Annotated in this window: 13 protein-coding genes; 3 read left to right on the forward strand and 10 right to left on the reverse strand. The window is 48.3% G+C overall.

Annotation, left to right across the window (positions count from 1 at the left end):
• Nucleotides 1-4: 4 nt before the first annotated feature.
• Nucleotides 5-2,455, reverse strand: coding sequence for a beta-glucosidase family protein (locus ACTNDI_RS06960; protein ID WP_441100167.1), 2,451 nt, complete (start codon nucleotides 2,453-2,455; stop codon nucleotides 5-7).
• Between the two features lie 116 nt (nucleotides 2,456-2,571).
• Nucleotides 2,572-3,990 (reverse strand): MFS transporter, encoded by a 1,419-nt coding sequence (locus tag ACTNDI_RS06965; RefSeq protein ID WP_441100168.1) that lies wholly within the window; start codon nucleotides 3,988-3,990, stop codon nucleotides 2,572-2,574.
• Nucleotides 3,991-4,240: 250 nt separating this feature from the next.
• On the opposite strand from ACTNDI_RS06965, the gene ACTNDI_RS06970 reads away from it, so the two are divergent.
• Nucleotides 4,241-5,449 (forward strand): helix-turn-helix transcriptional regulator, encoded by a 1,209-nt coding sequence (locus ACTNDI_RS06970; RefSeq protein WP_441100169.1) that lies wholly within the window; start codon nucleotides 4,241-4,243, stop codon nucleotides 5,447-5,449.
• Here ACTNDI_RS06970 and ACTNDI_RS06975 read toward each other — a convergent pair.
• From ACTNDI_RS06975 to lexA, 6 genes are all read right to left on the reverse strand, one after another.
• Nucleotides 5,446-6,840 (reverse strand): alanine/glycine:cation symporter family protein, encoded by a 1,395-nt coding sequence (locus ACTNDI_RS06975; protein ID WP_441100170.1) that lies wholly within the window; start codon nucleotides 6,838-6,840, stop codon nucleotides 5,446-5,448. The two genes, ACTNDI_RS06970 and ACTNDI_RS06975, sit on opposite strands and share 4 nt — an antisense overlap.
• Nucleotides 6,841-6,994: 154 nt before the next feature.
• Nucleotides 6,995-7,576 carry a glycerol-3-phosphate responsive antiterminator gene (locus ACTNDI_RS06980; RefSeq protein ID WP_441100171.1) on the reverse strand — a complete coding sequence of 194 codons (582 nt, stop codon included), beginning with the start codon at nucleotides 7,574-7,576 and terminating at the stop codon, nucleotides 6,995-6,997.
• Nucleotides 7,573-8,475, reverse strand: a complete 903-nt coding sequence (locus tag ACTNDI_RS06985) for a hypothetical protein (protein ID WP_441100173.1) — start codon at nucleotides 8,473-8,475, stop codon at nucleotides 7,573-7,575. The genes ACTNDI_RS06980 and ACTNDI_RS06985 overlap by 4 nt, the downstream gene beginning before the upstream one ends.
• Nucleotides 8,476-8,587: 112 nt before the next feature.
• The gene (locus ACTNDI_RS06990; protein WP_441100174.1) at nucleotides 8,588-10,726 is read right to left on the reverse strand and encodes an NlpC/P60 family protein; all 2,139 of its coding nucleotides are present in this window, start codon (nucleotides 10,724-10,726) and stop codon (nucleotides 8,588-8,590) included.
• A 113-nt stretch (nucleotides 10,727-10,839) separates the two neighbouring features.
• Complete coding sequence (locus ACTNDI_RS06995) at nucleotides 10,840-11,544, reverse strand: hypothetical protein (protein ID WP_441100175.1); 705 nt, start codon at nucleotides 11,542-11,544, stop codon at nucleotides 10,840-10,842.
• 612 nt (nucleotides 11,545-12,156) lie between these two features.
• Nucleotides 12,157-12,828, reverse strand: a complete 672-nt coding sequence (lexA, locus tag ACTNDI_RS07000; RefSeq protein ID WP_441100275.1) for a transcriptional repressor LexA — start codon at nucleotides 12,826-12,828, stop codon at nucleotides 12,157-12,159.
• A gap of 509 nt (nucleotides 12,829-13,337) precedes the next feature.
• Between lexA and ACTNDI_RS07005 the strand changes: the two genes are divergently transcribed.
• Together ACTNDI_RS07005 and ACTNDI_RS07010 are read left to right on the forward strand one after the other, a co-directional pair.
• Nucleotides 13,338-13,640: a LysM peptidoglycan-binding domain-containing protein gene (locus ACTNDI_RS07005; protein ID WP_441100176.1), complete on the forward strand. Its 303-nt coding sequence runs from the start codon at nucleotides 13,338-13,340 to the stop codon at nucleotides 13,638-13,640.
• Between the two features lie 254 nt (nucleotides 13,641-13,894).
• A complete protein-coding gene (locus tag ACTNDI_RS07010) occupies nucleotides 13,895-14,242 on the forward strand; it encodes an MGMT family protein (protein WP_441100177.1) in 348 nt (115 codons plus the stop codon).
• Between the two features lie 155 nt (nucleotides 14,243-14,397).
• Here ACTNDI_RS07010 and rsfS read toward each other — a convergent pair whose 3' ends face one another.
• Both rsfS and yqeK read right to left on the reverse strand, forming a co-directional pair.
• Nucleotides 14,398-14,775 (reverse strand): ribosome silencing factor, encoded by a 378-nt coding sequence (gene rsfS, locus ACTNDI_RS07015; RefSeq protein WP_441100179.1) that lies wholly within the window; start codon nucleotides 14,773-14,775, stop codon nucleotides 14,398-14,400.
• Between the two features lie 60 nt (nucleotides 14,776-14,835).
• Nucleotides 14,836-15,429, reverse strand: coding sequence for a bis(5'-nucleosyl)-tetraphosphatase (symmetrical) YqeK (gene yqeK / locus ACTNDI_RS07020; protein ID WP_441100181.1), 594 nt, complete (start codon nucleotides 15,427-15,429; stop codon nucleotides 14,836-14,838).
• Between the last annotated feature and the right edge of the window lie 22 nt (nucleotides 15,430-15,451).

Here is a 15,451-nt window from a genome sequence, read left to right on the forward strand (position 1 = left end):
AAAATTAAACCCTGTGTTCTTTTCTGATTAAAGCCATAAATGCTCCTGCTTTTCCATGATTTGCCTCTGCAAGGATCATATCCGCAATCTTCTTTGGAAAGGCTCCACCGGAATTGACAATCATTCCATGCAGAGAACAATCCACGGTAGATGATACCATCATTCGGAATTCGGGATTGGAATAGTCCGGCTTCATTCCCATTTTCTTCGCAATCTGTTTTTCAATCATTTCACACATTTTACGCGCGATAAAGCTGAAGTCCTTCATCTCACTGAGTGTATTTCCGGATGTGAACTCTCCCTTCACAGGGGACCGATCCTCTTTAACCTCTCTTCCCAATAAAAGACTCCAGTCCTTCAGAGAAGGATGCCCTGCAGGCGCTTCATACCAGCTTCCCTTCAACCTATTCTCGGTGCGAAGAGTTACCCCTTCTATTATTAGACTCTTCTTCAGACGTATGTCTGCGGAAGACGCCCCTACCATAACCGTATAGTTCCCGGAAGGGATAATAAATTTATCCTGAAATACAGCAAAGCTCCTCGCATCCAGCATCATGGTCACCGTTTTTTCCTCACCCGGCTCCAGATAAACCTTTTCAAATCCTTTTAATTCTTTGATTGCCCGAAAAATTCCATCCTGTGGATTTCCGATATAGAGCTGTACAATTTCCGCACCCGGATTGCTTCCTGTATTTTTGATGCTGACAGATACCTCGTATTGATATTCTGCTTTATCAGTCTCTAAAATCTTCAAATCAGAATAAACGAAATCTGTGTAGCTCAGCCCGAACCCAAACGGAAAATTCACACTTACCCCCGCTTTGTCATAATACCGGTAACCGACATAGATTCCCTCCCGATACTGGGCGTTCTTGCGAACCCCGGCATAGTAGCCGTAAGACGGCACATCCTTCAGGGAACGAACCCAGGTTTCTGTCAGTTTTCCGCTTGGATTTACCGCTCCGGTAAGAACATCATAGATAGCAGATCCTGAAGCCTGTCCTGACAACCCGGCATATACAATTCCCTCCGCCCGGTCCTGATACGGAATTTCCATCACGCTTCCACCCATCAGAACAAAAACCACGTGAGCGTGATGTAAGGTTGCTTCATCTATCATCCGCTTATGTCCGACCGGCAGATCCAGTGTATCACGGTCAAATCCTTCCGACTCATATTGAGAAGGCAGGCCGGCAAAGACGATAACCTTATCATACTTTCCGGCTGTCTGGTCAATCGCGTCAAGTGCACCTTCGAGCAGGTGTCCCTTTTCATCTACCACTTCCAGATAATCCGCTTCCGGCATCATGGGCAGAAACTGATCCTGCATTGTCGGATGGATATGACTGCTTCCGGCTCCCTGGTAACGTCCATCCTTCGCCATATGTCCAAGAATCAGAATCTTCTCACCGCCGTTCAACGGCAGAACATGGTTTTCGTTTTTCAACAGAACAATTCCTTCTTCAGCTGCTTTTCTGGCGAGCTCGTGGTGTTTTGTCTCATCAAAGCCCCGTGAGTTTTCTGTTTGCGTAATTGTCTCCTGATACTGCTCCCGATTTTTCTGCATGTCGAACACCAGTTTTAGCACCCGTGCAGCACAGCGATCTACACTATCCTCACTAAGCCTCCCTTCACGAATCGCATGCATGGCTTCTTCATCTACCGATATCGCACCTCCGGGCATAGAAAGATCACATCCGGCAGAAAAACCGTTTGCTCTGTCATTCATTGCGCCCCAGTCGGTGACAACCATTCCCTTGAATTTCCACTCTTCCCGCAGAATTTCTGTCAGGAGATGATAATTGTCCGAGTTATAGACTCCATTGATTTTGTTATAGGAACACATGACAGTTTTAGGCTGCGCATTCCGGACCACTCTTTCAAAACCGGCCAGATAGATCTCACGGAGTGTACGCTCATCGATCTGAGAATCCGAAGAAAATCTCTTGTATTCCTGATTATTTGCTGCAAAATGCTTCAGGCTGCATCCCGTTCCGGTCGACTGCATACCCTCTACATAGGCGGCCCCCATTTCCCCGGCTGCAAATGGATCCTCTGAAAAATACTCAAAGTTTCTCCCACACAGCGGATTTCTCTTGATATTGATACCAGGACCCAGAACGACAGAGACATCATACGCACGTGCTTCTTCTCCGATCGCCTCAGCTACCTGACGAATCAGATCCCGGTTCCACGATTCCCCCAGCGTCACAGCTGTAGGAAAACAAGTGGCCGGTTCCGATTGATTGATGCCGAGCATATCCGCTTCCTCACTCTGTTTTCGAAGACCGTGAGGACCGTCCGTCATCATAATAGATGGAATTCCGTATTGTTCAAATGCCTTTGTATGCCAGAAATCCTTGCCGGAACAGAGGGCAATCTTGTCTTCCAGAGACATCTCATCCAGAATCTGTCTTATTTTCAGGTTTCTCATTTCCTCTGTGTATTTGTCCATGTAATTATTACACCCTTTCCTGCGCTATCCTCAAACTTGCAGCATTCTTTTGACTAATTAAGCTTTGTTGTCCGGGTTCGAAAATTTCTGTTCTGAAATTATTCTTACGTAAATTCTTATTTCACAGCTTTTTTCTTTCTCTCAGCAAGTTCTGTCACGATCTTCGAATAAATTTTCTCCAGGTCGTACATTTTAAACAGAATTGTCATTCCGATCAAAAGAGCCAGCGGAATATAGATAGAAAACGTAAAGATTCCTGCAGTAACCGCTGACGGCTGTTCTGCCGCTGCCGCGCCTGAAATAAATCCACACGCACCCAGGATCCACCCTATCAATGATCCTCCGATACCTGATCCGATTTTGGACCCGAAGGATGATGCTGAATTGCTCATCCCGACCAGCTTATGTCCGAACTTCCAGTCATTGTACTCAACACAGTTATTTACCAGTGCACTGGTCAGACACATGATTGGAATGTTCGCAAAGGTAACCATGCTTCCACCCACCAGACAGGAAATCAGGCTGTATGGGGTGAATACACGATAGATACAGCCGGCAATACCAATGATACAGCCGGTCAGGCAGGTCTTTGCCATTCCTAATTTCTTCGTCATCGGACCAACAAGTATAAAGCCCGCAAAGGTTGGAATCAGACCGACAGCGCCCAAAAGCGCGACAATGTTGTCGTTGCCAAGGATATACTTTGCGTAAAAGGTTCCTCCGGAAGTAGAGAGTCCGTAGGAAATATTCATCAAAAGATTGGCAATCAACATAATCACCCAATATTTATTCTGGAATAAAAGCTTGATTGACTGTGCAAAAGCTAGTTTGTCAGGGCCCTCTGTGCTCTCCGCATCCTCTTCCTTCCTACTCTCTGCGACCGTCTCTTTTGATGATTTGTATAAAACGACCATGCTGATGAAGGAAAGAATTGAAAAAACAGCTGCCACTTTGATCCATGCCGCCTGGGTCCCTCCCAGAAGATTCGTGATCGGTATCAGACCGATCGATATAATCATGCCGACCACATATCCGAAGACTGCGCGGTATATTCCCATCTTTCCACGCTCCTCGCTGCTCTCCGTGCGCATGGCAATCATAGCGCCGTAGGGGATGGCAATCGCTGTATAGATGACTGCGCTGCACAGGATGTTTGTGATCAGCACATAACCGGACTGAACACCCCTGGATGCCTTCGTGGGAACCGTGAAGAGCAAGACAATAATTGCCGCTATCGGAATCGCCATGATCCGAAACCATGGCCTGGCTTTTCCATCCCTGAAAGTAACATCATCCATAATCTTTCCCATGATCAAATCCGTAAACGCATCTATAATCTTAGCGATAACGAGCATGGTTGCCACCGCTGCCGCTGCAAGTCCCACTTTATCCGTATAGAAATACGTCAGTTGTCCCACCAGACAGGAAACCGCATTTAAAGGAAGCTGACCGATTCCATCTCCCAGATAATCCTTAAAGCGCATAGTTTTCTGAATTCCCATCGCGTCCTTACCAAGTGCCATTTTCTTTCCCATAATCTCCTCCTGTAAAACATCGATATCCGAGCTGGCCGGGCCCCATAACGGTTCTTTTATGAACAGTCTAACAGGAAAATAGCCCTTTTTATTGTAAAATTGTGATGATATATTGTAAAATTAAGGCATTATCGGAAGAAACTTATTACGGATAAGAAGCAAATCATTGAAATATCGAAGAATCAAAATATAGCAGTCTGAATATCTTTAAACATGAAAATCTACAGAAGATAAAAGAAAGGCTTCATTAATGAACATAGATTTTGAACAAAAGCTAAACATGATTTATCATGCCACCTATGTGCCGACCCACTATTACGTAAAGAGTAATCTGAAGGCTGTTTATCCTTCTCTCAGCCTTCCGGATGATTATCTGGAGCATTATAAGGACCAATTGCTCTCTGCACAAGATAATCTTCTTTATCTGACGACAAAAGAATTTGCCTATTTTGGCTTCTGCAGAAACCCGGAGACCGGTGAGTCTGTCGTTTTAGGTCCGGTCTGCTCAATACCCTTAGGTGACGAGGCAATTGATCATCTCATTTCCGCTTACAGCCTCCCGGTGCAGATGCGGCTTCAGATCATAGATTTTTTTCATCAGACGCCTCTTTTCTCTCTGGATCAGTTTCTGAATATCCTTGCATTAATCTATACAGAGCTGACCGGAAACGACATTGACATCTTTGCACGGTTTGGAATTGTAAATCATGAAAGGGAAGAAGAAATAGGAAATGTACACTCCAGGTTGCTCTATGAGCGCAAGGAGGAACAGCATTATCATGATACCTACTTTTTTGAGCAGGCCTACTATGGATTTGTCGAACGGGGAGATTTGAATGGCCTGAAGGATTTCATGAAAACGGTTCCACCGCTTGACATCGGTTCTGTCGCTCAGGATTCCCTGCGGCAATCGAAGAATATCTTTATCATCACTATTGCGCTTATGACTCGTCACGCAATCTCCGGAGGTCTCGATATTGAAACTGCCTATCAGCTCTCCGATTCCTACATTCAGGAAGCGGAGCGTATGACAGATGCCACAGCTATCACGCTGTTAACCGCAACAGCGACAATGGATTTCACCAGAAGAGTTTCTGACGCGAAAATTCCCAGCGGTATGTCAACGGATGTCTTTCGCGCCATTCAGTTTATCTCGAATCATATCAATCGAAACATATCTGTCAGTGATATAGCAAAGGAACTGAAAATGGACCGAAGTACTCTCTCCAGAAAATTCAAAAAAGAGCTTGGATTCCATATCAGTTCCTATATCATGCGGCGGAAACTGGAGGAGGCCAGAAGCCTTCTGCGCTACACCGATAAAACGATCAGTGAGATAAGCGAATATCTGTGCTTCTCCTCACAGTCCTATTTTCAGAATGTCTTTCGCAAAAAATACGGTTGCACACCCAGGGAATATCGAAAATCTGTCACGAAATCAGAAACGCACGCTCGTTAATTCATCCCTTTATATTCACGCGTGAGCTGAACAACAACCGGAGAAAGCAGAAGCACGGCAATCAGGTTTGGAAACGCCATGAGTGCGTTCGAGGCGTCCGCAATCGTCCAGGCAAGTCCCAGCTTTACATTTGCTCCGACCACAACGAAGATTACATAGATCGCCTGATATACCTTTGAACCGGTCGTTCCGAAAATAAATTCAAAACATCTGCTCCCATAAAGGCTCCAGGAAAGCAATGTCGAATAGGCGAACATGGCAATACATACGGCGATTACAATGGCTGCCAGCTTTGTTCCAAGCACTGTTCCAAACGCCATAATGGTCAGATCCGTTCCTGCGGTCTTTCCATAAAAGGCCTCGGCCTTGCCGGATATCAGGATCGCAAGCGCTGTCAGCGTACAGATAACGATGGTATCCGCAAAAACTTCAAATACACCATACATTCCCTGCTGAACCGGATGCTCGACATCTGCAGCCGCATGCGCAATCGGTGCCGTTCCAAGTCCGGCCTCATTCGAGAAAATACCTCTTCCGAATCCGGCCTTCACTGCCTGCTGAACCGCTACACCTGCAAGCCCGCCGCTGATGGATTTCGGATCAAAGGCACCCCTGAAAATATCGGAAAATACAGATCCGATCATGCCGGCATTTCCCAGAACCACGACCAGTGCCGCCACAATGTATACAAGTGCCATCACCGGAACCAGTTTTTCGGTTACGCTTCCGATTCGCTGCATACCTCCGAACAATACGAGAATGGTCAGGACCGCTCCAATAATACCGATCACCATATAAAGCGCCTGAAGGTCTCCCGCAGGAAGGTTCGGCTGGAAGGATGTGACAACTGCTCCGATCGAGGTAACGATGGTATTGATCTGGGTCATATTTCCTGTACCGATCGCGGCTATAGAGCCGAAAACACAGAACAGAACTGCCAGCCAGTGCCATCTGGCACCGAGTCCGTTCTGGATATAGTACATCGGACCGCCCACAAAATCTCCATTGCTGTTCTTCTTGCGGAAATGAACGGCAAGCAGAATCTCCGAGTATTTCGTACACATTCCAAACAGAGCCGCTATCCACATCCAGAAAATAGCGCCCGGCCCGCCAATTGCGATCGCACCCGCAACGCCGGCGATATTTCCGGTTCCGACTGTTCCCGCCAGCGCCGTGCTGAGCGCCTGTACCGGGGTCAGACTTCCATTTTGATTCTCCTTGCGAACGAACAGCTGTCCGACAGTCTTCTTCATGATATATCCGAACTTGCGAAACTGCATGAAGCGAAGACGAATACTCAGGAAAACGCCTGTTCCAAGCAACAGCACAAGCATGGGAATGCCCCAGACCAGCGAGTCGAACTGATTGATGATTTCCGTAATATTTTTCATGGTTTCCCCTTCATCGACAATCATATAAAATGACTACCGCATTTGAAATACCCGCCTCATTACCGGAGGCCTCTCTCACCTGCGATAGTCTTTCTGAAAAATACTGATTCCAAATGATAAAAACACTCCGCGATCCCGATGCCTGATTCCTCTGCTACAGCATATCCCAGATCGCCGGACTGGTGGCGGAAACCGCGATGGCTCCGTGGTCCAGCGCGTTCATCACATCCTCCCGGTCACTGATGAGTCCTCCGCAGATCAGCGGCAGATTCGCCGATCTCCGGATCTTGCTGATCACCTTCGGCGCCAGCGTTCCAGGAAGAATCTCAATCACATCCGGCTGTGATGAATAGCTCTGTCTGGTCAGCTTCCCGACGGTGTCCATTGCTCTGCTGTCCAGAATAAAGACACGAAGAACCGCTGCAAGTCCCCGGTCCTTGATGCAGGAGATCAGACTGCTCCTCGTCGTGATGATTCCCTGCGCCATGGTCCTCTTCTTCAGGAAATCAACGGCAGCCTCCCTCTGACTCAATCCGTCAATCAGATCCAGGTGAACGACCGGTGTCTTCCCGGCTTTTGCGATTTGCTCTGTGATTCCGGAGATACTGCACACATCGCCATAGAGAACAAATACAATCTCAACCTCTGTCTTCAGGCAGGCCTCAAGGCCCTCGTCATTTCTGACAGCCGCCACAATCGGACTGTCCTCCAGTTTATCCAGAAATTCCTTATTCATGTCTCATTGTAACGGCTGATGACCGTCTGTGCATCCAATGTAGTACTACCGTCTGTCGTATACAGTCTCACCTCACTGAAGGAAGGCTTTTCAAGCATTCCAACAAGCTCCCGCAGATTCATTGTCCGAACGCTGTATTCGCTGCCGCGCGAAGAAGCTGCGCGTGCCGCTTCCGTACGATCCGTATAAACAGGAATGCAGTGCGTCCGGGCGTCAGAAGCCCGATAGCAAACCATCCGTCTCTCATTTCCCTTGCAGATCGTGTAATATTCTCTATCCCTATTCAGCGCAAGCACCGCACTTTTCGATTTCTGCATCCGATAGCTCTCCACCGAATTCAGGACACCGGATATGTCTTTGAATCCGCTGTAGAGATCTGTCTCAATCCCTGTTTTATATTTCTTCAGCATCCCGGAATCACGGAGAATGTCCTCATCCGTCTTGCCGCAGGAACGGATACCGGTGAAGTGATCCACTTCCTTTCCGGATGCCGCGTCATACAAGGCAACCGTCTGAAGCGTCCATATTTTTTCCGATTTCCAGATAGCCAGAACCCTCTTCAAATACTTTCCGGTCTCCTCACGGTCTTTGCCCAGTTCGGATACGACTTCAGAACCGACAGCAGCAAGCCAGAACCGTGATCCGTCGCTGACATAGGCATACATTGCCTTTCCGCCCCTAGGGTCGTACTCCTTCTCAAATCTGAGGACCTTGTCCTCCTCGCTTTCCTCAGAGCTGCTGTATACCGCCGCAAAAAGGTGGTAACGTCTGCAGAACTCCTTCTCACGGATCTTCTCCGAATCAGGATCCGGAAGGACCGCCGCAATATTTCCGTTTTTCAGATAAAACCAGTCCGCATTCGGAAAGTTCTTTTCATTTATTGAAATTGAGTCGTTCATAATCGCATTCTTTTCTCCTTACATGGATTGCATATCGGAATTACCGCTTCCGAAGGCGGAATATTTCAAAATCCCATCAGCTGGAAAGCTCTCCGGGTATTTCAGAAGCCGGTCAGCCAAGAATCGAACCGTAATTGTGAGCCGATTGAACTGCCGCGTTCCATTCCGGATGGAACTCCGCAGTTCCCGGAACCGGATGCCCTTCCTTCCAGGTTCTTCCGGCAGCCATAAAGGAAATGGCGTTCTTTCCTCCCGCCAGTCCCCACTGATTATCAGACGGAGTCATGTTGCTTCCGACAATCGTTTTCAGTACAGTTCCATTCGAGAGTGTAAAATCAATAAGGTCTCCGACCTTACCAAAGGACGGCATACAGGAAATCACGTATCTTCCGCTGATTCTTCCAAAACCCTCCGCATCAAAATCTCCGTACTTTTCCTTCAGCCCTCTCTCAAAAGTTCCCGCCGCACAGAAATTGTCCCATATACCATAACCATACTGACCGCCCGCGGACGCAGCCGGAGTGACTGTCGCAGAATCCCCCGCCGTCAGGGCGTCCGGCTCATTCGTCTGGTCAGGAAGCACATGGGTACACCAGCACAAATCCGGCGTGTAGACGGTCGTCGCGATAATCCCGCGGCTTGAGCTGTAGGCCTCAATTGTTTTCCCGTCTCCGGCATATATTGCCACATGATAGATCTCACCGGTCGCAGCATTCCGGTAGAAACAGAGATCTCCGGGAACCGCGTCCTCCAGTGAAACCTTCGCGCCGACCTGTGCCTGATCCTGTGCCACTCTCGGGAGCGATATCCCGAACTCACCGTAAAGCGTCTGCACAAATCCAGAACAGTCCGCGCCATCCGTCAGACTGGTTCCTCCCCATACATAATTGTTTCCGATGTAATAGGAGGCGTTTTTGATAATTGAAGCACCGAGGTCTTTTTTCTCGGACCAGGGGGTTACCGAAGACAGACTGTAATAGAACGCCCGGTTATCCTTCGGGCTGACCTTCTCTGTGGCTCCCGCGAAACTGCTCTCTCCTGCTGCCGCAACCTCAGCATTGACTTCTCTGCCGCCCCGGACACTGCTCCTCGGAACAAATCCCCGGCAGTCACCGGATTCCACATAGAACCAGTCGCTTCCTGCGTTTTCAATCTTGTACAGAAGGCCGTTTGCCGGAATAGTGCCGACCACTGTGCTGTTCGGATCCGGCTGTTCTGTAATATTCACTGCGGATAGCGTGAGCAGATTATGCTTTTCAGCGATGGTTTCTCGCGTCGTTGTGTTCGTGTGTGTGAACGCCTCATTGTCCCAGATCTCAACTGTCTTCGAGGCAAAATAAGGGCTCCAGTCGAATTCGGCCTTTTCTTCATCTGTATGAGCGTTTCCAAGCCGATAACGCGCCGCAATCAGGTGCTTCGCAGCTACCTCCGACCGGATTGAAGAAGCAGGAATAAAACCGCGGACCTCTCCGGACTCGACATACAGCCACCCGTTCCCCTCATCCTTCAGGCGGTACATGATGCCGCTTTTCGTGATATGTCCGACCACCTGAGCGGATGTGGCAGCCGACATATAGATATTCATATCCTCCGCGGCAAAAACCGGGTGCTTACCGATCGTCTCAAATCGAAGATTGGATACCTTCAGATATTCAGGCGGAACAACCGTACGGGATCCGGTCGGAGCTCTCTGCGGTCCTTCTGCCTCGCCCCCATTCGCCCCGGTCGAATCAGAAGCCGGTGTCTCTCCTGCTGTATCTGTAATCGTCAGTCCATCGGTGTCCTTCTGCCCATCCGCAGCCTTATTCCCGGAGCTCTCGTCAGACGATCCATTTTCTTTCACAGCGGATGATTCCGAAGCACCGGCCGACCCGGAAGCGCTCTGTGTGGATGCAGAGGAACTGGAAGACACAGTACCTGTCTCCGATGAAGAAGCTGAACTCTCTGGAACAGATCCCGCTGTTTCAGACGATGCTCCAGGAGAAGCAATTTCTCCCGTCCCCTGATTTCCTGCGTCCGGAGTCGTCGTCGCAGGAGCAGACGGTACTGCTGTCCCAGTAGTTCCTGCCCCGGCAGACGAGGATGCGATACTGCTGTCCGGCACCTGGCTGCTCCCCGTTACCGCTGAAGAAGAAGCGGTCGTGATCTCATCCGCTGACACAGCGAGTGCGGACGGAGCCGCCGTAATCGATGCAATTACCAGTGCAGTCACAATAATACCGAGCTTTTTTCTTATCTGATTCTGTCTCAATGGTCCTGCCTTTCCAATGATGTTCTGTCAATTCTGTCTTTTTCACGTTCTGTCAATTCTGTCTTTTTCAGTCAGTTTATTTCTTCTTATCTTGCCTGCTTATAACCGTATTTTTACTCAAAAGCATTTCTCTCGATCAGAAGCTTGAGTGTCTCCCAGTTCTTTGCAGAATCCGCGTTCTGCACAATTGCTATTCCCTCATCATAACAGCCGGCATCGCTCATGATTCCATACAGATTTGTCGGGTCATTCAGAATACTGTCACCGGTGTCGTAGATTGTTCTCCAGTTTGCCGCAAGTGCGTCCTTTTCTGTATCATCCGATTTGTCGATTACATCCATGACAATACCGAGAAGTTTATCCTGATCCATATCCTTCACATCATTTGTATTTGCCCAGGTGATCAGCGTAACCGCTGATAACACGCTTTGCAGTGAAGAGCCAGCCGTTCCGGGTCCCCAGCTTGTACAGATATCAAGAACATCTCCGAAAGAGCTTTCAAGAGAAGCAGCGGAATCATCCGAACTGACGGCAACTGCGGTCAGAGCTTCCGTCTCGGGTGCGACACTGTTCTGTGAGGACGAAGACACGGATGAAGACATGGAATCCGATGAAACTGATTCTCCGGACGAGGAAGAAACAATGGATTCAGACTGAGAGCCTTCCGCACTGCTGTCGGAAGACGATGCTGCTTCCGTCACTTCAGCCGCGGTGCTCTTCTCAACGGACGGCGCAGTGCCGGAGGTACGGTTCCCGCATCCAGCGGCGGAAACAGCAATGGCACCTGCTAAAAGAACGGTTATAACAGATTTCTTCATGAAATGTTCCTCCCTGCGAAAGTCCGAAACCCGGGGCAATCCACACCAGATAATGATCTGTACTGCCCCGCCAGCGGGATATGGATCTATGAAGGACATACTTTCCCGCTAAGGCTTATTGTTATTATTATAGTCTTCTGCACCAATCCGCGTCAATCCAAGGATGAAAACTTCTGAAGTGTATGAGACCTGTATGAGAATTACGCCCGGTAATAGTAAACAGTGCCACAAACTGTATAAGCATAAGCGCTCTGATATGGGTTAAGTCTTCTGAAAAAAAGAAACATCTTTTGAAAAAGGAAAATATCTTCTAGAAAAGAAGGAGAAAAGTAAAGGAAAGGATGCAAAGGATGTGATCGGAGGATTCGGCCGACCCTCCGCCGGCATTTATTTACGCGAACAGTGAGCCGCGGCCGAATGCGAAGTATTCGTGTGCGGCGAGCGTCGCGATAGCGAGATAAAACTCGCGCAGCGTGTTTTATCTCGTTAACCCAAATAAGACAATACCCGAAAAAACCTCCGGGACAGCAGCATACCCTGTCCTGAGTGGACCACCACGTACCTTCAGGTGCGTGGTGGTTCATAACATTGTCCTGAAGAATCCTCAACAAGTTACAGAAAAAAGCGCATGACACCGATCACCTGCCCGAGAATCGAGAACGAATGATCCCCCGTCACAATGATCGGATCCATATGGTCGTTCTCCGGCTGAAGACGAACGTATCCGTTCTCCCGGTAGAAGGTCTTCACCGTGGCAGAATCATCAATCAGAGCCACCACCATCTGTCCGTTTCGGGCTGCATTTGTCTGACGTACCAGCACAAGGTCACCGTCAAGGATTCCGGCATTAATCATGCTTTCCCCGTGTACGCGCAGCATAAAAGTCTGACCGTTCGGCAGTTTATTTACCGGGATAGGAAAATAAGACTCCACCTGTTCCACGGCCAGAAGCGGCTGACCCGCAGCAACATTTCCAATCACCGGAACATTCTGATACTCTATGGCCTGACCGGTTTCTGCAGCCGGATCGAGCTGTCTCAAGCGTTCTTCACGAAAATCATCGTCCAGAATCTCAATTGCTCTTGGCTTTGTCGCGTCCTTGCGTATATAACCGTTCTTCTCCAGCGTCTCCAGATGTGCGTGAACGGATGATGTGGATTTAAGATGAACCGCTTCACAAATCTCGCGCACGGACGGCGGAAAACCGCGGTCGAGAATCTCCTTCTTCAAATAATCAAGAATCTCCTGCTGCTTCTTGCTGATTGGTTTCCTTCCTGACGCTATATGAGCATTCGACGTTATATGAGCATTCGAAGATGTATTCATAAACACTCCCCCAGACTATAGAAAAAATCTCCCATGGCACCTGCAGACACGGAAGTTCGCTGAATTCAAATGAATATTCAGAAAAAAAGCTTTACATAAATATACCATACGCACTTTAAAAAAGCAAACACATTTTCCGAACATGTATTCGTTTTTTACCGAACAAACATTCGTTTTTTATTGACACGTTTACAGAAGTGTAATATAATCGCAATATAAGAACAGGTGTTCGGAACCTGTGTTCGGGTTTTTCTGTTAAGCATTTTAATTGAGGGGGCAGATTTATGATTTCGAATAATTATTCCGTACATTCCCGTCGTATTTACTATAATTCAGCATATTCAGGATCAGACAGATCAGGATCGGCTAATTTTGCCAGAAGAGACGCTGCTGATCGCGCCGCAGGATATCGCCGTTCCAGTGGAAGAAGATCGCTCCGGAGAGAACAGCAGAGAAAACTTCGCCATATGAAGAGAGCTATTGTCATAATGATGATTTTCCTCGCTGCAGTCCTTCTGCTGCTCCACTTTACCGCGAACCGCACGGAAGCGGAGAAGGTGAATGTTCCCACCTACAAGTATTATACCAGTATCGAGGTGGATCAGGGCGAAAGCCTCTGGTCCATTGCCTCCGATCATATGTCGCCCGAATACAGGGATATCTACGACTACATGAGCGAGATTGCCTCTATCAACCATCTCCACGGAGATCAGCTCGACAGAGGGCAGCGGATTATCATCCCCTACTACTCCACGGAGCTCAAGGAATGATCCATACCTTTTCATCCCGTTGGAATCGAATCCTGCGAAAGGATACGATAAAGGCATCAGACAGCCCATGCAGGCCCATGAGAATCGATCGGAGTACCGGAAGCGCCAGAAAGTCTGGAAATCATCAGAGGCGTGGAGATCATCTGCGCCTTTAACACTCGACGCATAGACAACAGCAACGGACTCTGCTATGCTAAATGAAAGGATACAAATGGTGTGACAAATACGATAAACATCGGGGATACAAATACGAATTGAAGACAGAAGCGATAAATAAAAAAAGTTCCTTTGAAAGAATCTATGAGGTCGTGCGGCAGATTCCCGCAGGCAAAGTGGCGACATATGGTCAGATCGCGTCTCTTGCCGGCAATAAACGGTGGGCGCGCGTTGTCGGTTACGCCCTACACGTGAATCCCGACCCGGAACACATACCCTGTTACCGTGTCGTTAACCGGAATGGACAGGTTTCTCCCGCCTTCGCGTTTGGCGGAAGAAACCGTCAGATCGAACTTCTTGAAGCAGACGGAGTGCCCTGTCCCGATGGGATTGTAGATCTGGCAAAATATCAGTGGAAGAGATTTTCTCTGGCCGACTTTCAATAAGCCTATCAGAACACCAGATCCTGTTCTTGTCTTCCAGCCTCTAATGCCCGTCCGTCAAAATCCGTCAAAGGGAGATCCTTCCATAAGAACGGACTCTCCCATATGAGACCCGGCATTATACCGATTGTGGTGCCTCTCTTCCGGGGCATTACGGTTTATTTCTCCTCCGATTCAGATCCATCCTCAAGTGCTTCCGGAGAGATGACCCTGCCGTCCCTCCAGATCCGCTCCAAATCATAGAACAGACGATTTTCCTCATCAAACAGATGAACGACGATATCACCATAGTCAAGCAGAATCCAGTTCGCGTTCTGATACCCTTCTGTGCTTCTGGCATGAACACCTGTTTTGTCAAGTGCCTCATCAACGGCATCTGCCATCGCCTGAACCTGACTGCGGTTAGATCCGCTGGCGATAATAAAGTAATCCGCCAGTGTCGAGATATGAGAAATGTCGATGACCTTGATATCAATAGCCTTTTTCTCTTCCAGTGCTTTTACGGCAATATCTGCCATTTCTCTGGGCTCTGTCATTTTTTCCTCCTTAATAAATCCGTAGCTTATACAGTTTGTGGCACGATGTATCATCCGGCATTAATCGATGTGTTTCGTGAGCGTCCGATAGTAGTCATATGCTGAAAGCGTCGTCTCGTCCATTGACTTCGGATTTTCACTGAGATACTGCACCGTATCCTTCAGGATCATATACATGCATTCATTAATATCGCAGAATGCGACTTTCCGTATCTCCGCCAGATGAGGAGCCTTATCACGATTCGGTTCGATATAGTCCGCGATAAACGTGATTTTCTCAAGCGTTGTCATCTCCGGCTTTCCTGTCGTATGCCAGGTAATGGCATCCAGAACCTCCGTATCCTGGCACCCGTAGTCCTTCCTTGCAATATACGCGCCGAGCTTTGCATGAAGCAGCACCGGATGCTCCAGTTCAAACTTTTTCACCGGAATATTCTTCTTGGTGCAGATTTCAATTTTCTGCGCATTCGGTATGCACTTTGCACAGTCGTGCAGAAGTCCCGCCATCCGCGCCTTCTTCAAATCCACATCATAGCGCATTGCAAGTGCGCATGCCGTATAAGTGACTCCAAGCGTGTGGCGGTAACGGCTGTCCGTCAGTTCTTTCTTTAACTTGGATTCGATTGCATTCCACTCTGTTTTATCTTTGCCCATTTTCTGTCCTTCTTTGAACATT

Origin of the sequence: Bilifractor sp. HCP3S3_D3, assembly GCF_052063915.1 — a bacterium.
GTDB lineage: Bacteria > Bacillota > Clostridia > Lachnospirales > Lachnospiraceae > Bilifractor.